Annotated in this window: 23 protein-coding genes; 15 read left to right on the forward strand and 8 right to left on the reverse strand. The window is 65.1% G+C overall.

Going from position 1 to position 18,103, the window contains the following annotated elements:
• Positions 1-54 precede the first annotated feature (54 nt).
• Positions 55-345, reverse strand: a complete 291-nt coding sequence (locus ACSFA0_RS01090) for a hypothetical protein (protein WP_435448388.1) — start codon at positions 343-345, stop codon at positions 55-57.
• A gap of 406 nt (positions 346-751) precedes the next feature.
• Here ACSFA0_RS01090 and ACSFA0_RS01095 point away from each other — a divergent pair, with 406 nt between their 5' ends.
• Complete coding sequence (locus tag ACSFA0_RS01095; RefSeq protein ID WP_435448389.1) at positions 752-1,198, forward strand: universal stress protein; 447 nt, start codon at positions 752-754, stop codon at positions 1,196-1,198.
• Positions 1,199-1,547: 349 nt separating this feature from the next.
• Here ACSFA0_RS01095 and ACSFA0_RS01100 read toward each other — a convergent pair whose 3' ends face one another.
• Entirely contained in the window at positions 1,548-1,922 is a 375-nt protein-coding gene (locus tag ACSFA0_RS01100) for a hypothetical protein (protein ID WP_435448390.1), read from the reverse strand.
• Here ACSFA0_RS01100 and ACSFA0_RS01105 point away from each other — a divergent pair.
• Positions 1,909-2,157 (forward strand): biotin/lipoyl-containing protein, encoded by a 249-nt coding sequence (locus tag ACSFA0_RS01105; protein ID WP_435448391.1) that lies wholly within the window; start codon positions 1,909-1,911, stop codon positions 2,155-2,157. The two genes, ACSFA0_RS01100 and ACSFA0_RS01105, sit on opposite strands and share 14 nt — an antisense overlap.
• Positions 2,158-2,661: 504 nt before the next feature.
• On the opposite strand, the gene ACSFA0_RS01110 is transcribed toward ACSFA0_RS01105, so the two are convergent.
• From ACSFA0_RS01110 to ACSFA0_RS01125, 4 genes are all read right to left on the reverse strand, one after another.
• Positions 2,662-3,003 (reverse strand): cytidylyltransferase family protein, encoded by a 342-nt coding sequence (locus ACSFA0_RS01110; protein WP_435448392.1) that lies wholly within the window; start codon positions 3,001-3,003, stop codon positions 2,662-2,664.
• Positions 3,004-3,007: 4 nt separating this feature from the next.
• Positions 3,008-3,205, reverse strand: coding sequence for a DUF2188 domain-containing protein (locus ACSFA0_RS01115; RefSeq protein WP_435448393.1), 198 nt, complete (start codon positions 3,203-3,205; stop codon positions 3,008-3,010).
• Positions 3,206-4,257: 1,052 nt separating this feature from the next.
• Positions 4,258-5,952, reverse strand: a complete 1,695-nt coding sequence (locus tag ACSFA0_RS01120; RefSeq protein WP_435448394.1) for a GMC oxidoreductase — start codon at positions 5,950-5,952, stop codon at positions 4,258-4,260.
• A 190-nt stretch (positions 5,953-6,142) separates the two neighbouring features.
• The gene (locus ACSFA0_RS01125; RefSeq protein WP_435448395.1) at positions 6,143-6,451 is read right to left on the reverse strand and encodes a site-specific integrase; all 309 of its coding nucleotides are present in this window, start codon (positions 6,449-6,451) and stop codon (positions 6,143-6,145) included.
• A gap of 71 nt (positions 6,452-6,522) precedes the next feature.
• Here ACSFA0_RS01125 and ACSFA0_RS01130 point away from each other — a divergent pair, with 71 nt between their 5' ends.
• From ACSFA0_RS01130 to rutF, 7 genes are all read left to right on the forward strand, one after another.
• Positions 6,523-7,005 carry a GreA/GreB family elongation factor gene (locus ACSFA0_RS01130; protein WP_435448396.1) on the forward strand — a complete coding sequence of 161 codons (483 nt, stop codon included), beginning with the start codon at positions 6,523-6,525 and terminating at the stop codon, positions 7,003-7,005.
• 237 nt (positions 7,006-7,242) lie between these two features.
• Complete coding sequence (rutA, locus tag ACSFA0_RS01135; RefSeq protein ID WP_435448397.1) at positions 7,243-8,355, forward strand: pyrimidine utilization protein A; 1,113 nt, start codon at positions 7,243-7,245, stop codon at positions 8,353-8,355.
• 22 nt (positions 8,356-8,377) lie between these two features.
• The gene (gene rutB, locus ACSFA0_RS01140; protein ID WP_435448398.1) at positions 8,378-9,121 is read left to right on the forward strand and encodes a pyrimidine utilization protein B; all 744 of its coding nucleotides are present in this window, start codon (positions 8,378-8,380) and stop codon (positions 9,119-9,121) included.
• A 27-nt stretch (positions 9,122-9,148) separates the two neighbouring features.
• Positions 9,149-9,538: a pyrimidine utilization protein C gene (gene rutC / locus ACSFA0_RS01145; protein ID WP_435448399.1), complete on the forward strand. Its 390-nt coding sequence runs from the start codon at positions 9,149-9,151 to the stop codon at positions 9,536-9,538.
• Positions 9,538-10,332 (forward strand): pyrimidine utilization protein D, encoded by a 795-nt coding sequence (gene rutD, locus ACSFA0_RS01150; protein WP_435448400.1) that lies wholly within the window; start codon positions 9,538-9,540, stop codon positions 10,330-10,332. Before rutC ends, rutD begins: the two co-directional genes overlap by 1 nt.
• A 7-nt stretch (positions 10,333-10,339) precedes the next feature.
• The gene (locus ACSFA0_RS01155) at positions 10,340-10,930 is read left to right on the forward strand and encodes a malonic semialdehyde reductase (RefSeq protein WP_435448401.1); all 591 of its coding nucleotides are present in this window, start codon (positions 10,340-10,342) and stop codon (positions 10,928-10,930) included.
• Positions 10,931-10,944: 14 nt separating this feature from the next.
• A complete protein-coding gene (gene rutF, locus ACSFA0_RS01160; protein ID WP_435448402.1) occupies positions 10,945-11,430 on the forward strand; it encodes an NADH-dependent FMN reductase RutF in 486 nt (161 codons plus the stop codon).
• A gap of 3 nt (positions 11,431-11,433) precedes the next feature.
• Here the strand turns inward: rutF and rutR are convergent, their stop codons facing one another.
• Entirely contained in the window at positions 11,434-12,183 is a 750-nt protein-coding gene (gene rutR / locus ACSFA0_RS01165; protein WP_435448403.1) for an HTH-type transcriptional regulator RutR, read from the reverse strand.
• A 156-nt stretch (positions 12,184-12,339) separates the two neighbouring features.
• Between rutR and ACSFA0_RS01170 the strand changes: the two genes are divergently transcribed.
• From ACSFA0_RS01170 to ACSFA0_RS01195, 6 genes are all read left to right on the forward strand, one after another.
• Positions 12,340-13,323 carry an isopenicillin N synthase family dioxygenase gene (locus ACSFA0_RS01170; protein ID WP_435448404.1) on the forward strand — a complete coding sequence of 328 codons (984 nt, stop codon included), beginning with the start codon at positions 12,340-12,342 and terminating at the stop codon, positions 13,321-13,323.
• Between the two features lie 45 nt (positions 13,324-13,368).
• Positions 13,369-14,415 (forward strand): ABC transporter substrate-binding protein, encoded by a 1,047-nt coding sequence (locus tag ACSFA0_RS01175; protein WP_435448405.1) that lies wholly within the window; start codon positions 13,369-13,371, stop codon positions 14,413-14,415.
• Positions 14,412-15,530, forward strand: a complete 1,119-nt coding sequence (locus tag ACSFA0_RS01180; RefSeq protein ID WP_435448406.1) for an ABC transporter ATP-binding protein — start codon at positions 14,412-14,414, stop codon at positions 15,528-15,530. Before ACSFA0_RS01175 ends, ACSFA0_RS01180 begins: the two co-directional genes overlap by 4 nt.
• Complete coding sequence (locus tag ACSFA0_RS01185) at positions 15,527-16,432, forward strand: ABC transporter permease (RefSeq protein WP_435448407.1); 906 nt, start codon at positions 15,527-15,529, stop codon at positions 16,430-16,432. The genes ACSFA0_RS01180 and ACSFA0_RS01185 overlap by 4 nt, the downstream gene beginning before the upstream one ends.
• Positions 16,429-17,244: an ABC transporter permease gene (locus tag ACSFA0_RS01190; protein WP_435448408.1), complete on the forward strand. Its 816-nt coding sequence runs from the start codon at positions 16,429-16,431 to the stop codon at positions 17,242-17,244. Before ACSFA0_RS01185 ends, ACSFA0_RS01190 begins: the two co-directional genes overlap by 4 nt.
• Before the next feature lie 81 nt (positions 17,245-17,325).
• Positions 17,326-17,574, forward strand: coding sequence for a hypothetical protein (locus ACSFA0_RS01195; protein WP_435448409.1), 249 nt, complete (start codon positions 17,326-17,328; stop codon positions 17,572-17,574).
• Between the two features lie 57 nt (positions 17,575-17,631).
• Here ACSFA0_RS01195 and ACSFA0_RS01200 read toward each other — a convergent pair whose 3' ends face one another.
• Positions 17,632-18,057 (reverse strand): RcnB family protein, encoded by a 426-nt coding sequence (locus ACSFA0_RS01200; RefSeq protein ID WP_435448410.1) that lies wholly within the window; start codon positions 18,055-18,057, stop codon positions 17,632-17,634.
• Positions 18,058-18,103: the final 46 nt, after the last annotated feature.

Genomic DNA, 18,103 nt, shown 5'->3' on the forward strand with positions numbered 1-18,103 from the left:
AGTAGCCCTGGCCGCGCCAAATCACGCCAGAGTCCTTCATGAGGTGAATGCTCTTCAGTGCGCGCGCCGATTGCTGTTCGGCGCGTCACCCTGCACTGCGTTCAACGCTTTCTCCAGCTGCAGATCGCTGAGCCTATCCAGCATCTTCAATGCTGCGCGCACCAGATGGCTCTTGGTCGTCGTGCGTTGAAACGCCTTCGTTCGCGCCTTCAAGGCGGTGAGCATGTCGAGCTCCACTCGGGGGATGCTGAACTTTTTTCGGGAGATCTTCGCCTGCTTCTTTGTGTAAGCCATGGCTTGCTTCTGGGCCTCGCGTGATGGCGCAGCGACGGTTGAAGTTTTCATGAACGTACTCCGACTGTTGAGGAATTCCGGCCCCACCATGGTGTGTCCAAGCAGGAACGCGCTATTGACATGCATCAATTCCAGCGCGATCGAGTTTGCTCAATGGGCTGGTATCGATGCAACCGCGAGGCAAGCCCCAGTTGAGCGAGCACGGGGACTCTGCCTGCGCTTGCCAGAAAGTACGTTCAATCGCCAGCATGGCGGGCCAGCGTCAAGGTTTTGCCTATTGCCATCTGGCTTGACGCAGCGCAACGCGGCAACGCATCGCCCCCCTAGAGTCGGCGAAGCGATTCTCGGGCGGCGCGCCGGTCGATGAGCGACCATCTAACGTCCGACCGATGCATCGCTGCGCTTGCCGGTGGCCGGTCTCAGGCGCACCACTTGACCCGGCCATAAGGAGAACTCTGTGTACTCAAAGATCCTGGTTCCACTCGACGGTAGCAAAACAGCGCAGCGCGGCTTCGACGAGGCCCTTCGCTTGGCAAGTGCGCTCAAGAGCAGACTTCATCTTTTGCACGTGATCGACGACTTCCCGTCCATGATGGAGATGTCTGGGGTAAGCAGCTTCGAAGCAACTTTGCGAGAGTTGAGGACGTATGGGGAAAAGATGCTCGAAGAGGCCGTCACGCAGGCCTCGAATGTCGGTGTAGCGAGCCAAACGAGCCTTCGCGAGGTGGTGCAAGAGCGCATCGCCAACGTGATCGTCGATGAAGCGGTGAAGGCGGGTTGCGACCTGATCGTGATGGGAACGCACGGGCGCAGAGGCATCAGTCGCGTTGCGCTTGGAAGCGATGCAGAGAATGTGCTTCGAACGAGCCCTCTCCCCGTACTTCTGGTGCGCGGAGCCCGATAGCCTTCGCATCGTGCAATCGGGGCTGCAGCGCAATTGGCACCCAGTGTGCTGTCGACGCTGCACCGCGAATTCCAGCACCGCCGCGATGTACATACAACCGCAGATCACGGCTTCGCCTGTGGGCGTTCTCTCGCTGCGCATCAGGGCGCGCCTACGATGAAATCGTTTTTGCAACGTATCGGACGCACGCATCGCACCGATCGTTTGGATTGCGTAGCCTCACGCGTTGACATGCGCCATTGATCAGTCTCGTCGTCGAGCGCGGCGTCGTGCAGCCGATGGTGCGCACATGCTGGCGAGCGCCCTGCGGGGAGGTCTCGCGATTGAGCGTACCCATGCGCAGGCGGCCTCATGGCACGGTGGGCCATGCGGCCGATGTGCGTCGATTCAACGTGGCGAGACCGACGTGACGCAATTCGTTGTCGAGCGTGGCGTTGAGCTGTCGGGAAACAGGAGCGCTCAGCTGCGCTTTCAGCTCCGGCACGAATGGTGCCGTGGCGTCGTGACGGTTCCCAGCAATGAGAGCGGCGCCTACGCGACCAGGGTGCACATTTGGCAGGGCGTTGCGTCCGATCAACTTTTTTCGTCTGCGCAGCCACCGTGCGATGTGGAAGCGAAGCAAGTCAGCACGTGGGAATTTGAGCCTTATCAAGCGTATGGCGCAGGCGATGGGCAATGCTCTGTAGATTCTCACTCCGGGAGATAGTGCGATGAGCGAAGTCATTCTGGATCCCGCACGCTGGGAATCGGTGGAGGCCGGCGGTGCTGCCTTCATCGAAGGTTGGCTGTCATGCGAAGGCGACAGGGTCCGTGCCGGGCAGGTTATCGGTCGGGCGTTGCTGCTCGAGCAAAACGTGGACATCGAGGCGCCTCACGACGGCGTGCTCGAGGAAATCTGCGTGGCAAGGGGCGACTCTTTCGGTCGTGGCGAGGTGCTGGCTCGGATCGTCAATTTTTGAGCGCTAGCCGATGGGGCCCATCCGTATCGAGGAGGGTGGTGAATGCACGCCTCTGTATTCGCCGTTCCCGCGTCTATGACGCTCGATCAGGCGCTCAAGCGGCGGCGCAACACGCGGGCTTTCCTGCCCGATTGGTTCGCGCTGACGGCACTCGCCGCGCTGTTTTGGCCGTTTCGGCGTCGACCGCGGGCAGTACGGTGGGCGGTCGCGCGCGCGTTGATCGATCGCGTGCGCTGGCGCAGGCGCTTGGACTGCAGCTGGTCCCGCGTACTCACGCTGGCACAGACGGTGTGGCCCCCAAACTGTGATGCGCGGCTCGCTCGCCGTGGCGAAGACCACAACGCTTGTCCGTGTGCGGCGATGGTCAGTAGGGGCGATCGCGAAATCCGATTCGATGCGCCACCCGCGCCAGGGGCACCTCGATCAGCCCAAAGGCTGCCGTGATGCCAGCGATCTCCAGGAACGACGCCCCAGTGACCATGGGAACGCCAGTGGCGGTAACAGCTATTCCGGAATCTGATCGATCTCTAAAGCCCGTCCGCTCGGCTCGATGGCCATGCGTCGCTTTACGAAACTTGAGAGCGCATCGCCCGCCATGGCGACCGTGCCGATCGTGGCGCCGACGCCGGGAGCAAGACCAAGAATCCAGGCGTACAGCATGCAGGCGGCGACGACGCCCCGCACGGTTTTGGACGGCCCGAGCACCGGTCGTCCGTCACGCAGCATGAAGCCCCCATCCAGCGGGCAGGACCATCGCTCGCCCAGCGGCCGTTTGGCAGCGATGGGTGCATTGTTGGCAACCGCGAGCAGCAGGAGCAGCTGAAGTCCGAGCCAGAGATCGTGCATGGCATCAGGACCTTCGCATGGCCGGACCACTGGCGGTCGCGTGCGACACCCACTGTCTTGCGCTCGCTATGCCGATCCGGATGACCTTGCCGTCGTCGAAGCCCTGTTCCAACAGCGCGTTCGCGAGCTTGATGGCCTTCAACCGGGGTTCTGGTGGTAATCCGCGCATCGAAGCGGGATAGCGATCGGGTGTCCAGGGCATCGGATCTCCGGCGTCAGAAGTACCGCGCCGATCTTGATCTCAGAGGGCTAACGGCTGTCGCCTCCGCACTCGCGCGGAGAGGCGCCTGTCCGCTCGCAGTAACCGGCCTGGATCAGTCGATCGCCATCTTCATTCGCCAGCGCCGCGTCGACGCGGCCAGAGCCATGCGGCGGCAATGCGTCCCCAATCGGTCGCAGAGTGTGCATCGAACTCCTCGAGCACCAGGTTCAAAAGCACTGGGTTGAAGAGACCATGACGACCAGGCGTGGGAAAGGAGCAGCGCCGCTCAGCTGGAAGCTGAATCGGTGGCGTGCTCGGAGGTAAGAAAGGCCGGGCTGACGAGTGAGCCCCGGCCGACCATGCGATAGACGTTGGCCTGGCTCATCAACAGCGCCAACAACTGCCCCTGCCCTTGGCAACGCGGAACAAAACCGCCGTCTTGTCGTCGCCAAAATCCATCGAGGCTGAGATACGCATGTACGTACTCATCGAGGTTTGAGGTCGTGGTGGCAGGGCATCTCGTGGACCTTGCCGGCCCTCTCATGCAGCTGCACCCAGGTGCGCCGGCCTTGGACGTAGACGCCTCGGCGCGTGCGCCGGTCGCATGTACGTCATCAGCCAAATGCCCTGATCGCCTGAACGCCTTAGGGTGAGGTAGCCATGAAGGCAACGAAGGCGGCAACCATAGCGGTTGCCACAAAGGCCAAGTTATCGGTGACTTTCCTGTCCTCAATGCACTTCAACAATCTCATCGCCCAGTTCACGTATGTCATGCCGAAGCTTAGGTAAAAAGTGTACAAAACAGTCTTCAGGCTTTTTGTCATCATCATGAAACTGCCAACAAATTGGCAGTTCGACGGAATTCGTCAGGCGCAGAGGCCTGTAGACCCTGCGCATGATGGACATATCGGCACAAGCGTGCCGAGAGCTCAAGAACAGTCGATCGTCGGAAAACATGCGCAGGCCATGATGGCGGCCAGGTGCGACCGGCAGAGATAGTCGCTATTGGCCCCGCGTTCCTCGGAATTCATGACGAACCCGCGGCGTCGGCGTCAGGGGGCGGCCAGGTCCAGAAGGGGCAGGACCACAGCGAGAAAGGCCGCCAGCCGCAGCCCGAGCGCGACGGCGCTCAGCGTGGGGTTGGCATAGCCGCCTGTGGGGAACACAGACGCGCCTGCAACGAACAGATTGTCCACGCCGTGCACTTTGCAGTTGGCGTCGACCACGCCTTGCGTCGGGTCCTCGTGCATCCGCGTGCTGCCCATCGGATGGTGGGATGACATGATCTCGGGCACGGCGGCCGGGTCGAACTTGTACGTGCCCAAACCGGTCTCGCGGGCAAGCTTCGCGAAATGGTGCCGGCTGTGCACGAAGCGCGCCTGGTCGTCTTCGCGCCAGCTGAACTCGTAGCGCACGCGCCGCTGGCCGAACCCGTCGACCGACTCGCCCAGCGAGATCCGGTTGTCGCGGTGCGAGTACTGCTCGATCTGGTTGATCACGTCGATGCGGTCGCCGAACATCTGTGCCTTGTTGGGCACCTGCGACCAGCCGCCGCACTCGAGCGTCGAGATCGCGTCGTGTGCCGTGTAGCGGCGGTACAGGTGCTTGACGATCGCGTACGGGTCGGTCGCCATGGCCACCACCTTGCCACCCAGGGTCGGCGGCGGCGGGAAGCGGGATTCGCCCCGGACCAACGATCGGAAGCTGTTCACCGCCGGCGTCATCAGTGTCGACTCGATCGGCAGCATCAGGAAGGTCATGTTGAGCAGGTTGTGCTGCTGGATGGCCTTTTCCGTGAACCCGAACTTCGCCATGTAGCCGACACCGTCGACGGCGCGCATGTCGTGCATGGTGAGGCGATCGAACACGCCCTTGCTGGAGGGCACGAGGTAGCTCGATTTGTCCTGCGGATGGTCCATCAGATAGCGCCCGACGACGTCGTGCCGGTTGCCCACGCCGGCTGGGTTCCGACTCGTCGACAGCAGGAGCAGCCGGGCGTTCTCGATGGTGCCGCCCGACAGCACGTAGCACCGTGCGCGGACCCGCAGTCGCGACCCGTCGAGGCTTCCGGCGGTCAACCCGACCACATGGCGCTCGTCTTCGGTCACTTCCAGCTCCAACGCGCTGGTGTGCAGCAAAACCTGCGCACGACCTGATTTGGACAGCGCAGCCTTCGACTTCTCGAAGTAGCGATTGGACGGGCCGAACTGAAAAAGACTGGTCTTCAGATCGCCGTCGGTCGAGGTGAAGCCACCGGCCGGCGATGCCGCCTTAGCGATGGCTGTCGCCGCCGGGTCTCCATAGTCGTAGGCCCCAAGTTCGCAATACGCATGCGCCCGCTCGTACCAGGGTGTCATTTCCGGGAAGGTGATCGGCCATCCGCTGTGCGGAACCTCCTCGCGCGCTTCGAAATCGATGGCATCGAAAGGCACATAGCGCACACCCGCGCGCGGTCGATCGAACAGGATTCCCCAGACGTTGGACAGCCCACCGAACTGTCGACGGCGGATCACATACGGGTCGACCATGCCGTCACCGGCCAGTTCGCCGTGATTCAGTGCGTTCACCGCCTCATCGTTCTCGATGCCGCCGCTCTCAACAAGACATACGCTCAGCCCGCGTCCGACCAGGTCTTCCGCGAGAGACACACCGACCGGGCCGGCGCCGACGATGCACACGTCAGCCTCGAACTGGGAGCCGACGCGCACGCGGCGCCCATCGACGAATCCTGGAGGAAGGTGATTCATGGGCGGGGTCCGGTTTTTGGTAATGCCCTAGCAAGTGGGCGGCATCAAAAAACAGTCTAGTCCCCACGTTTCCAAGAGTAAATATTCCAGAAGTAGTGATTCGCTGATTGACTCGAAGCTTGATATTTGTCAATAGGTTCCGAGGATCGCAGCACCGACACGGTTCAGATCAAGATCCGCTCAACCTCGTTCAGTGACACCTGGTCCTGCCGCCAGTCGTAGAGCCCTGTCGTGCGAGCGCTCTCATGGTGCGATAGACGTCCGCCTGGCGAATGGGCAGCGCTGACAACTGCCCTCCCCGCCCCTTGGCCGTCCGGAAAAGAAACGCCTTCTTGTCGTCGCCGAATCCATCGATGCTGAGATACGCACGTACATACTCATCAAGATTGTGGTGGCAGGGCATCTCGTGGACCTTGCCGCCCTTCTCGTGCAGCCGCACCCAGGTGCGCCGGCCCTGGACGTAGACATCCTCGACGCGCATGTCGATCGCTGCGCCCACGCGGGCGAAGGTGGTGGAGCCTTCATACTCAAGACCTGTCTCCTGCTTGTTCGAGATGCCAACCTTTCGCCATGGATAAGTTCTTGCTGCAACAGCAGGTGCTGGAACGGCTCGCCGAAGACCTGCTGCAAGCCGAAAAGGCAGTGCGTGCAGCCCATGAAACGGCGACCCACGAAGAAAACATCGCCGAAAACAAATACGACACCTTGGGGCTCGAAGCCGCCTACCTGGCCACGGGCCAAGCCCGGCGCGCCGAGGCCATCCGCCAAGCGATGGCCAATTGGCGCCAGTTCCGCCCGCGTGCCTACGACGCCAGCACAGGTATTCAGCTCGGGGCGCTGGTCTGCCTCGTCGATTCCGATGACAAGCAGCAACAGCTCTTTCTCGGCCCGGATGGGGGCAGCATGAAGTTGCTCAGCGGCGCTCAGCTCGTTCAGGTCATCAGCAGCGAAGCTCCGTTGGGCAGGGCCATGCTGGGCAAGTGCGAGGGCGATGAGGTGTCGATACAGGTCGCATCAATCCGACAGCACTTTGAGGTGCTGCGGGTTCATTGAACCGCTAGCAAGCTCACGCCCAAGCGGACCGGTGCGACGCACCACCGGTGCGCACCGCGCACCCGCACGGGCCGGCCGAATGATCCACTTTGGACCATCTGGTCAAAACCAGGCGCGCAATGCTCTTCAAGTCCTTGATGCACAAGGAATTTCCAGGATGGCACGAAGCATGCAAAGCGATCTGCATCGCTCCGCAGGCTCGGCCTCGGCCCTCGTCCACTCCTGGAATGGTTCGCCATGAACATCGGCATCTTCATCCCCATCGGCAACAACGGCTGGCTGTTGTCGGAGAACGCACCGCAGTACAAGCCGAGCTTCGCGCTCAACAAGGAGATCACGCTCAAGGCGGAGCACTACGGGCTGGACTTCGTGCTGTCCATGATCAAGCTGCGCGGCTTCGGCGGCAAGACGGAGTTCTGGGACCACAACCTCGAGTCGTTCACGCTCATGGCCGGCCTGGCCGCCGTGACGACCAAGATCAAGCTCTTCGCCACCGCGGCCTCGCTGGTGATGCCACCGGCCATCGTGGCGCGCATGGCGGCGACGATCGACTCGATTTCCAACGGGCGCTTCGGCGTGAACCTGGTCACCGGCTGGCAGCGGCCCGAGTACTCGCAGATGGGGATGTGGCCGGGCGACGAGTTCTTCAGCACCCGCTACGAATACCTGTCGGAGTACGTTCAGGTGCTCCGCGACCTGTGGGGCCGGGGTCAGTCGGACTTCAAGGGCGAGCACTTCCAGATGGAAGACTGCCGCCTGAGCCCGCAGCCACAGGCCGACATGAAGGTGATCTGCGCCGGTGCGAGCGGCGCCGGCATGGACTTCTCCGCCAAGTACGCCGACTACAACTTCTGCTTCGGCAAGGGCGTGAACACGCCCAAGGCCTTCGCGCCGTCCGCCGAGAAGCTGATCGAAGCGACGAAGACGACCGGCCGCCACGTCACGACCTACTTGCTGATGATGGTGATCGCCGACGAGACCGACGAGGCGGCCCGCGCCAAGTGGGAACACTACAAGGCCGGCGCCGACCAGGAAGCGATCGCGTGGCTGGGCGGCCAGGCGGCGGCCGACACCAAGTCGGGCGCCGACACCAACGTGCGCCAGATGGCGGATCCGACCTCCGCCGTGAACATCAACATGGGCACGCTGATCGGCTCCTATGCCAACGTGGCGCGCATGCTCGACGAAGTGGCCGAGGTGCCCGGCACCGAGGGCGTGCTGCTGACCTTCGACGACTTCGTGAAGGGCATCGAGGCCTTCGGTGAACGCATCCAACCGCTGATGAAGAGCCGCGTGAATGTCGACACGCCGGTGCCGTCGCAGGTCGAACCCCAAGCGCTCGCCGCCTGATGGGCCGAAAGGACCGAACGTCGTGACCACCCCCAAGAACACCACCCTCACCTCCACCGTGCCGGTCGGCGTGCCGAACGCGCCCGGCGCGCCCGCACCGCGGGTGCTGCCTGCGCGACCCGAGCCGGTGGCGCTGCACGCGGCCAACTCCGCGCTGATCGTGGTCGACATGCAGAACGCCTATGCCTCCGTGGGCGGCTACGTCGACTCGGCGGGCTTCGACATCTCGGGTGCGCAGGGCACCATCGCCAACATCGTGCGCACCATCGAGGCCGCACGCACCGCGGGCATGCTGGTCATCTTTCTGCAGAACGGCTGGGACGCGCAGTACGTCGATGCGGGCGGCCCGGGCTCGCCCAACTGGTACAAGTCGAACGCGCTCAAGACCATGCGCAACAAGCCCGAGCTGGCCGGCCAGTTCCTCGCCAAGGGCGGCTGGGACTACGAACTCATCGACGCGATGAAGCCGCAAGCCGGCGACATCGTGATCCCCAAGACGCGCTACAGCGGCTTCTTCAACAGCACGCTCGACAGCACGTTGCGCGCCCGCGGCATCCGCAACCTGGTGTTCACCGGCATCGCGACCAACGTGTGCGTGGAGTCGACGCTGCGCGACGCCTTCCACCTCGAGTACTTCGCCGTGATGCTGGAAGACGCGACGCACGAACTCGGCGGCGCCGCGATCCAGCAGGCCACCGTCTACAACGTCGAGACCTTCTTCGGCTGGGTCTCGACCGTGGACGATTTCGTCACCGCACTGACCTGACACGTTTCTTTAGCCCCAGGAGTTTCCATGCCCAAGCAAGCCATCATCCCGCCCGGCACCACCACCCCTATCGCGCCCTTCGTCCCCGGCACGATGGCCGACGGCATCGTCTACGTGTCGGGCACGCTGCCCTTCGACAAGGACAACAACGTGGTCCACGTCGGCGACGCGACGCTGCAGACACGTCATGTGCTGGAGACCATCCAGAGCGTCATCACCACCGCCGGCGGCACGATGGACGACGTGACCTTCAACATGATCATGATCAAGGACTGGGCCGACTACGCGAAGGTCAATGCGGTCTATGCCGAGTACTTCCCGGGCGTGAAGCCGGCGCGCTACTGCATTCAGTGCGGCCTGGTGAAGCCCGACGCGCTGGTCGAGATCGCCTCCATCGCGCACATCGGCAAGCCCTGATGCCGCTCTACCACGAGGTCCACGGTCAGGCGACGCCCGGCGCGCCCAGCCTGCTGCTGTCGTCCGGCCTCGGCGGCTCGGCGAATTTCTGGAAGCCGCAGATCCCGGCACTGGTGGCCGCCGGCTGGCGCGTGGTCGCCTACGACCAGCGCGGCACCGGCCGCAGCCCCGACGCGCTCAAGGCCGACTACGCGATCGCCGACATGGCGCGCGATGTGGTCGAGGTGCTCGACGCGACCGACACCACGCAATGCATCGTCATCGGCCATGCGCTGGGCGGCCTGGTCGGCCTGCAGCTCGCGATCGATGCACCCGCGCGCGTGGCCGGGCTGGTGCTGGTCAATGCGTGGTCCCGGCCCAACCCGCACTCGGCACGCTGCTTCGACGCGAGGCTCGCGTTGCTGAGCGCGGTCGGCCCGCGGGCCTATGTCGAGGCGCAGCCGATCTTCCTGTACCCGGCCGACTGGTGTGCCGCACATGCCGACGCGGTGCAGGCCGAAGTCGACCACGCCTTCGCGCACTTTCCCGGCGAAGCCAACATGCGCGCGCGCATCGGCGCGCTGCGCGCCTTCGATGTCGATGCACGCCTGGCCAGCATCGCCGTGCCGACGCTGGTCGCCGCAGCGATGGACGACGTGCTCGTGCCCTGGACGATGTCGCAGCGCCTGGCCGACGCCCTGCCCCACGCGATACTCGACCGCGTACCGCATGGCGGACACGCCCACAGCGTGACGGACGCGGACACCTTCAACGCCACCCTGCTCGCCTTCCTCGCCAAGACCGGCGCTCACTGATCGCTCCATGACCCAAGCACTCGACACCGCCGCCCTCGCGACCCTGTTCACCGAAGCCCGCAGCCAGAACGGCTGGCTGCCGCAGCCGGTGAGCGACGACCTGCTCCAGCAGGTCTACGACCTCGCCCGCATGGGCCCGACCTCGGTCAACTGCTCGCCGGCCCGCTTCGTCTTCGTGCGCACGCCCGAAGGCAAGGAACGCCTGAAGCCGGCCCTGTCGCCCAGCAACGTCGACAAGACGATGACGGCGCCGGTCACGGTGATCGTGGCCTGGGACACGGCCTTCTACGACAAGCTGCCGACGCTCTTCCCGCATGCCGACGCACGCCCGTGGGTGGCCAGCACCCCCGAGCTGGCGCACGAAACCGCCTTCCGCAACGGCACGCTGCAGGCCGCCTACCTGATGCTCGCCGCCCGCTCGCTGGGGCTGGACGCCGGCCCGATGTCGGGCTTCGACAAGGCCAAGGTCAACGACGCCTTCTTCGGCGGCACCACGTGGACCGTCAACTTCCTCGTCAACCTCGGCCACGGCGACGCGTCGAAGGTGTTCGGCCGCCTGCCGCGGCTGGACTTCGCCGACGCCTGCACGCTCGCCTGAACCAGAACAGCCCCATGCACAAGGCCGACTACCGCAACGCCATGTCGCGCCTGGGCGCGGCCGTCAACATCATCACCACCGACGGCCCGGCCGGGCGCGCGGGCTTCACGGCCTCGGCCGTGTGCAGCGTGACCGACGAGCCCCCCACGCTGCTCATCTGCCTGAACCGCACGGCCTCGGTGTACCCGGCCTTCGAGGTCAACGGCGTGCTGTGCGTGAACGTGCTGGCGCCGGGCCACCAGGAACTCTCCGGCGTGTTCGGCGGCAAGACGCCGATGGACGAACGCTTCGCGGCCGGCCGCTGGCACGAAGGCGTCACCGGCTCGCCGATGCTCGATGGCGCCGCGGTGTCATTCGATTGCCGCGTGGTGCGAAGCACCGCCGTGGGCACGCACGACGTGTTGTTCTGCGAGGTGGCTGCGATCACCCTCGGCGACACGGCCCACGGGTTGGTCTACTTCGACCGGCGCTACCACGGCCTCGTGACGACGGCGGATTAGGGGTCAGTCCGCAGCGATGCCCTGCAGCACGATGCGCTGCACGTTCTCCACCGTCTGCTCGAAGAAGGCCGGATCGTCGAGCGTGCGGCCAGTGATGGCCTGCACCTGCACGCCGAAGTCGGCGTAGTGCTGGGTGGTGGCCCACAGCGCGAAGATCAGGTGGTGCGGGTCGACGGGGCCGAGCTTGCCGGCCGCCACCCACGCGCGGATGACCTCCGACTTGCGTTCGACCAGGTCGCGCAGTTCGCGGCCGAGTTCGTCGCGCAGCAATGGTGCGCCCTGGATCATCTCGAGGCAGAACAGCCTCGATGCATCAGGCCGATCGCGCGAGATCACCAGCTTGCGGCGGATGTAGTCGGCGATGGCCTTGCGCGGGTCCTGTTCCACGCTGAAGCCGCGCAGCGGCTCGAGCCACACGGTGAGCAGGTCGCGCAGCACGCAGACATACAGCTCTTCCTTGTTGGCAAAGTAGTAGAGCAGGTTGCTCTTGGAGACATCGGCGCGCGCGGCCACCTGGTCGATGCTGGTGCCGTGCAGCCCGTAGCGCGAGAACAGACCGAGCGCCGCAGCCAGGATGACGCTGCGCTTGTCCTCGATCTGACGCAGGCGCCGGTTGATCGCGGCCGGCCCGCGCGGGGCCGGTGCCCGCTTGGCCAGCACCCGCTGCGACGGCTTGGCGACTGATTTGGCGACTTTCTTGGGCGGTGGCTTGGTGGTGGGCTTCCCCGCGGTGCTCCCTGTCATCTTTGCCATGTCCTGGTGCTTTCTTGTGCATTGCGCTTCCACGTGCACATCCGCTTGCACGAGCCGTACCCGCCTGGTGCGGCGGGGCGACGGTAACGCATTTGTCCATTTGGTCCAACTGGCATGGACGTTGCGTGCCGTCGAGCTCCACGAACGAAGTACCCGATGCTGACGTCCATTCCCCTCATCGATCTCGGCGGCAACGTCGACCCGCACAGTGCCGCGGCGCAGGCCAGCGCCGCCGCACTGCACGACGCACTGAGCACCCTCGGCTTCGCCTACATCGGCGGCCACACGGTGTCGCCCGCCACGCGCGCCGCGGCCTTCGCGGCGTCGAAGCAGTTCCACGAATCGCCGCTCGAACGCAAACAGTCGCTCGCCATCAATTCGGCGCACCGCGGCTACATGGGCATGGCGACCTCGACCATCGTCACCTCCTCCGTGGCCAAGGTGACCAAGCCCAACATGAGCGAGTCGCTGATGCTGATGCACGAGCTGCCGCCGGACGACCCCGGCCTGCTCGCCGGGCTGCCGATGCAGGGCCCGAACCAGTGGCCGACGTGGCTGCCCGACTTCGAGCCCGCCATGAAACAGTACGTGCGCGAGGTCGACGTGCTGGGCCGCTACATCGTGCGCCTGATCGCGATCAGCCTCGGCCTGCCGGCCACATCGCTCGACCACCACTTCGAGCACCCGACCACCTTCCTGCGCGCGCTGCATTACCCGCCGCAGCCGCCGCAGGACGACGACCAGATGGGCTCGGCGCCGCACACCGACTACGGGATCATCACGCTGCTCGCCCAGGACAACTCGGGCGGCCTGCAGGTGCGCCCGCGCGGCGGCGACTGGATCGAAGCACCGCCAATCGCCAACACCTACGTGCTGAACGTCGGCGACATGCTGGCGCGCTGGACCAACGGCCGCTTCGTGTCGACGCCGCACCGCGTGATCAACCGCTCGGGCGGCGACCGCTATTCGCTGCCCTACTTCCTCGACCCGTCGATGGATGCGCTCATCGAGTGCCTGCCAACCTGTACCGACGCCGAGCACCCGCCCCTCTACCCGCCGGTGCCCTACGGCGAATACCTGATGGAGCGGCTCAACAAGAACTACGACTACCGGCGAGACACGTCGAAGGCCTCGGCCTGACGCCCTTCTTCACTTCTCTTCCTCTTTTCTTCTTCAAGGACACCCATGAAAAACTTCTCCCGCCGCGACTACCTGCAGGCCATGGCCGCTGCCGCGGGCATGTCGGCGCTGGCCATCCCCGGCATTTCCGCCGCTGCACAGAACCTGGTCGTGAACACCTATGGCGGTCGCTGGGAGAAGTTCTGGCGCTCCGACCTGATGCCGATGTTCCAGAAGACGGCCGGCGTCGAGACCACGCTCGACGTGGGCCTGGGCAAGAACTTCGTCGCCAACCTGCGCGCGGCCGGCATCGAGAAGCCGCCCTACAGCATCCTCATGCTCAACGAGAACATCGCGAGCATGGTGCGCGCCGAAGGCTACTTCGAGGCCATCCCCGCGGCCAAGGTGCCGAACCTCGCCAGCGCGTACCCGTTCCTGCGCAACCCCGGCGACAACGGCGTGCGCGCCATCGTGTCGACCATCGGCATCGGCTACCGCAAGGACCTGGTGAAGACGCCGCCGAAGTCGTGGAGCGACCTGTGGAGCAACCCCGAGTTCAAGGGCAAGATCGGCCTCTACCAGATCGGCAACACGGCCGCGATGCTGTTCCTGCTGATGACGGCCAAGCTCTACGGCGGCTCGCAAGACGCGATCGACCGCGCCTTCGTCGAGATCAAGAAGCTGCTGCCCTTCACGCAGGCCGACTGGAGCGGCACGCTGTCGACCATGCTCACGCGCGGCGACGTGACGGTGGCCGTCATCGACTTCCCCGAGATCGTCGCGCTGCAGAAGAAGGGCGTGCCGGTCGAGATGGTGGTGCCCACCGAAGGCGTGCTGGCCTTCGAGCAGTCCTTCAACGTGCTGAAGAACGCACCCGCCAAGGAAGAGGCCTACAAGTACCTCGACTTCATCCTGCGCGCCGACGTGCAGGAGATGATGGCCAAGGAGTTCTTCACCTCGCCGACCAACACCAAGTCGAAGCTCGACACGGCGCTCGCCAAGGACGTGCCGGTGTCCGGCGAAGGCATGAAGAAGATCTTCCAGTTCGACTGGAGCAAGGTCAACCCGCAGGTCGCGCAGATCACCGACCGCTGGAACCGGGAGATGAAGTGAGCGTGGCGACCGACGCGTCGCCCGCCCTCGGGCGACGCACCACGCGCGTGTCGCTCGACGGCCTGCGCAAGACCTTCGCCGGCAGCACCGCGCCGGCCATCGCGCACCTGGACCTGAACACGGTCGAGGGCGAGTTCATCTCGCTGCTGGGGCCCAGCGGTTGCGGCAAGACCACCACGCTGCGCTGCGTGGCGGGCTTCGAGTTTCCCGACCAGGGCCGCGTGCGGCTGAACGACGAGGACATCACCGACCTGCCGCCCGAAAAGCGCGACATCGGCATGGTGTTCCAGAACTACGCGCTGTTCCCGCACCTGACCGTCGCGCGCAACCTGGCCTTCGGGCTGGAGATGCGCGGCGTGGGCAAGGCCGACATGAAGCGCCGCATCAACGAAGTGCTGGCGATGGTGCAGCTCACCGCCATGGCCGAGCGCTACCCGCGCCAGCTCTCGGGCGGCCAGCAGCAGCGCGTGGCGCTGGCGCGGGCGCTCGTCATCGAGCCGCGCCTGCTGCTGCTCGACGAGCCCTTGGCCAACCTCGACGCGGTACTGCGCGAGGACATGCGCGTGTTCATCCGCGAGCTGCAGAAGCGCGTGGGCATCACCACGCTCTACGTCACGCACGACCAGGCCGAGGCGATGGTGATGTCCGACCGCGTGGCCGTGATGCTCGGCGGCCGGCTGCTGCAGTTCGACGTGCCCGAGGCGATCTACCTGCGCCCGCGCAGCATCGAGGTGGCGCGCTTCATCGGCCGCTCGAACCTGATCGAAGGCCGCGTCGAGGGCCTGACCGATGCGGCCGGCCCGTACCCCACGTACCGCATCCGCACGCCGCTCGGCGACGTCCCGGCCTGCTACGACCAGCCGCTCACGAGCGGCCAGGCGGTGCACGTGACGATCCGTCCCGAGGCGATCCGCTTCCAGAACGACGGGCCCTACACCGGCGACGTGCAAGCCACCTACTTCCTGGGAAGCACGGTCGAGCACACGGTGCAGTGCGGAGACAGCCGCGGCCCGCGCCTGCTCGTGCAAACGGCACCGAGCCAGCGCATGGACGCCGGTGTGAACGCCTCCTTCGCCTTCGATCCGGGCCACGCCTGGATCGTCGCGGCCGCATGAGCGCGACGATGACGGGCGCAGCGCCCACCGCGATCGTGACGCGACGTCGCCAACCGCTGGGCCGTCGCGCCTTCTGGCTGATCGTGCCGGCGCTGGTGCTGATCGGCGTCTTCCTGGTGCTGCCCTACCTGAACATCATCAGCATGAGCCTGCGGCCGCCCGCCGTCGGCGCGCCATACGGCCAGGGCTTCACGCTGTCGAACTACGCCGCGCAATTGGGCGACGGCTACGTGCTGGGCGTGCTGGCCGACACACTGCTGCTGGGCCTCACGACCGTGCCGATCTGCCTGCTGCTGGGCTACCCCGTGGCCTTCCACCTTGCACGCACGTCATCGCGCTGGGGCAGCCTGCTCTATGTGCTGGTGCTGTCGCCGCTGCTCGTCGGCGTGGTGGTGCGCAGCTTCGGCTGGCTGATCCTGTTGTCGGGCAACGGCGTGATCAACCGCGCGCTGATCGACATGGGATTGATCGAGACCGGTCTTCAGCTGATGAACAACCGCCTGGGCGTGACCATCGCGCTGGTGCACGTGTTCCTGCCCTTCATGATCCTGCCGCTGGTGGGGGTGATCCAGGCCATCGACCCGACGCTGGAGCGGGCCGCACGCTCGCTCGGCGCCTCTCGGCTCAAGGTGTTCTGGCGGGTCATCCTGCCGCTCTCGTGGCCGGGCATCCAGGCCGGCACCATCCTCGTCTTCGTGCTCACGCTGAGTGCCTACGTCACGCCGGTGATGCTGGGCGGCGCGCAGGTCAAGACGATGTCGGTGCTGGTGGTGCAGAACCTGATCGACAACTTCCAGTGGCCCATGGGCGCAGCGCAGGCGCTGGTGCTAGCCTTCAGCGGCATGGCGGCGGTGCTGGTCTATGCACGCGTGAGCGGCTTCTTCACGAAGGGCATCCAATGAAACGCGCACCGTCTCTGGCCACGCGCGCGGCCGATGGCTTCGGCCTGCTCTACGTGGGCGCGGTCTATGTGTTCCTGCTGCTGCCGATCGTGATCATCGTGCTGATGTCGCTCAACGCGGGGGAGTTCCTGACCTTTCCGCCGCAGGGCATCTCGCTGCGCTGGTTCGGCGCGCTGTTCGTCAACGAAGCCTTCATGCGCGCCATCGGCACGTCGTTGAAGGTCGCGGCCATCGCCACCGTGTGTTCCACGCTGATCGGCGTGGCCGGCGCGCTGTACGTGGTGCGCTATTCGACGCGCTTTCGCGAGAGCCTCCGCATGATGCTGATGCTCCCATTGATGCTGCCGGAGATCCTCACGGCCATCGCGCTGCTGTTCTTTCTCTACGCGAGCGGCATCGGCACCAAGACCATGTTCGGCCTCGTGGTCGGCCATGTGCTGGTGACGCTGCCCTATGTGTTCACCAACGTCGCGTCGACGCTCTACAACCAGGACGCATCGCTGGAGCAAGCCGCGCGCAGCCTGGGCGCCTCGCCGGTTCGCGCGTTCCTGCGCGTGACGCTGCCGCTGATCAAGTCGGGGATCATCACGGGCGCGCTGTTCGCCTTCGTGATTTCCTTCGACCTCTTCAACATGTCGCTGCTGCTCAAGGGCATCGGCATGACGACGCTGCCGCTGCAGCTGTTCGACTACCTGCGCTGGGATTTCGACCCGACGGCCGCGGCGGTGTCGACGGTCAGCATCCTGCTCACGCTGGCGGTCGTGATCGTGATCGATCGCACGGTCGGCCTGCGCTCCTTGCGCTTCGGCTGACCGCGGGCCAAATAGTCCGATCCGCTGTAGCTATCAAAGGTTACAGTGGAATACATCCTCAGCTTGCGAAACGGATCCGCCATGGCATCGACCCAGCAGACGCGCATCGAAGCGAAGGCAGCCGCCGCGGCTGCATCGCGCGAGCGATTGCGGCAGGCCCTGCCCCTCACCGTCGAGCGGCTGAACCATCGCCAGGCGGACCTGATCGACGACCAGGACATCGAGGGCTTCGTGGCCCTCAACTGGCTGGAATGGCACGGCGGCGGCCTGCGGTTGACGATCACTGGACGCAACGTCTGCGCTCAGTTGACCTCCCCCTCTGCTGTCTGAAGCGACGACGAAAAAAGGCGCTGCCCTCGCGGACAGCGCCTTTTTCTCGGTCTGTGCTTACTGCGACGTGATGATCTGCATGATCACACCGGTCGCGATGGCGGCCAGCACGAAGTCCCCGCCCACGCCCACCCACTGGTAGCCGCGCGGCGGCTGCTGCAGGCGGTGACCGCGCCAGTCGTCGACCACGTAGTTGCGGCCCCGGTACTCCTGCGGAACGCGACCGCCGCGCTTCCATTCGGCATGTGGCTGCGGATAGCCCCGACGGTCGAAGTGCCGGCCATCCCGGAAGTCCTGGCGATCACGGCGCGCGTCGCGGCGATCATCGCGTCGGTCGTCCCGTCGATCTCGTTGTTCGTAGCGGTCGTCGTTGCCGCGGTGTCCACGGTCGTCGCCCCGGCGATCCTGCGCGAAGGCGCTGCCGGCCATGCACAGGGCGAGGGCGGCGGCGACAAGGGTCATGCCCCTGGATTTGTTGTTCATCTGAAACTCCTTCTGCGTGGATGGGGGTTCCAGTGTGGTGGCGGTA

It is taken from the genome of Variovorax restrictus, assembly GCF_051216715.1.
In the GTDB taxonomy this organism is placed as follows: domain Bacteria; phylum Pseudomonadota; class Gammaproteobacteria; order Burkholderiales; family Burkholderiaceae_C; genus Variovorax.

What these genes read in the sequence shown, in the direction of transcription:
- rutR (WP_435448403.1), bottom strand. Translation starts at nt 12,183, where the DNA reads ATGGCAAAGATGACAGGGAGCACCGCGGGGAAGCCCACCACCAAGCCA.
- ACSFA0_RS01185 (WP_435448407.1), top strand. Translation starts at nt 15,527, where the DNA reads ATGAGCGCGACGATGACGGGCGCAGCGCCCACCGCGATCGTGACGCGA.
- rutC (WP_435448399.1), top strand. Translation starts at nt 9,149, where the DNA reads ATGCCCAAGCAAGCCATCATCCCGCCCGGCACCACCACCCCTATCGCG.
- rutD (WP_435448400.1), top strand. Translation starts at nt 9,538, where the DNA reads ATGCCGCTCTACCACGAGGTCCACGGTCAGGCGACGCCCGGCGCGCCC.
- ACSFA0_RS01190 (WP_435448408.1), top strand. Translation starts at nt 16,429, where the DNA reads ATGAAACGCGCACCGTCTCTGGCCACGCGCGCGGCCGATGGCTTCGGC.
- ACSFA0_RS01155 (WP_435448401.1), top strand. Translation starts at nt 10,340, where the DNA reads ATGACCCAAGCACTCGACACCGCCGCCCTCGCGACCCTGTTCACCGAA.
- ACSFA0_RS01120 (WP_435448394.1), bottom strand. Translation starts at nt 5,952, where the DNA reads ATGAATCACCTTCCTCCAGGATTCGTCGATGGGCGCCGCGTGCGCGTC.
- ACSFA0_RS01175 (WP_435448405.1), top strand. Translation starts at nt 13,369, where the DNA reads ATGAAAAACTTCTCCCGCCGCGACTACCTGCAGGCCATGGCCGCTGCC.
- ACSFA0_RS01200 (WP_435448410.1), bottom strand. Translation starts at nt 18,057, where the DNA reads ATGAACAACAAATCCAGGGGCATGACCCTTGTCGCCGCCGCCCTCGCC.
- ACSFA0_RS01105 (WP_435448391.1), top strand. Translation starts at nt 1,909, where the DNA reads ATGAGCGAAGTCATTCTGGATCCCGCACGCTGGGAATCGGTGGAGGCC.
- ACSFA0_RS01090 (WP_435448388.1), bottom strand. Translation starts at nt 345, where the DNA reads ATGAAAACTTCAACCGTCGCTGCGCCATCACGCGAGGCCCAGAAGCAA.
- rutF (WP_435448402.1), top strand. Translation starts at nt 10,945, where the DNA reads ATGCACAAGGCCGACTACCGCAACGCCATGTCGCGCCTGGGCGCGGCC.
- ACSFA0_RS01130 (WP_435448396.1), top strand. Translation starts at nt 6,523, where the DNA reads ATGGATAAGTTCTTGCTGCAACAGCAGGTGCTGGAACGGCTCGCCGAA.
- ACSFA0_RS01170 (WP_435448404.1), top strand. Translation starts at nt 12,340, where the DNA reads ATGCTGACGTCCATTCCCCTCATCGATCTCGGCGGCAACGTCGACCCG.
- ACSFA0_RS01195 (WP_435448409.1), top strand. Translation starts at nt 17,326, where the DNA reads ATGGCATCGACCCAGCAGACGCGCATCGAAGCGAAGGCAGCCGCCGCG.
- rutA (WP_435448397.1), top strand. Translation starts at nt 7,243, where the DNA reads ATGAACATCGGCATCTTCATCCCCATCGGCAACAACGGCTGGCTGTTG.
- ACSFA0_RS01100 (WP_435448390.1), bottom strand. Translation starts at nt 1,922, where the DNA reads ATGACTTCGCTCATCGCACTATCTCCCGGAGTGAGAATCTACAGAGCA.
- ACSFA0_RS01115 (WP_435448393.1), bottom strand. Translation starts at nt 3,205, where the DNA reads ATGCCCTGGACACCCGATCGCTATCCCGCTTCGATGCGCGGATTACCA.
- ACSFA0_RS01110 (WP_435448392.1), bottom strand. Translation starts at nt 3,003, where the DNA reads ATGCACGATCTCTGGCTCGGACTTCAGCTGCTCCTGCTGCTCGCGGTT.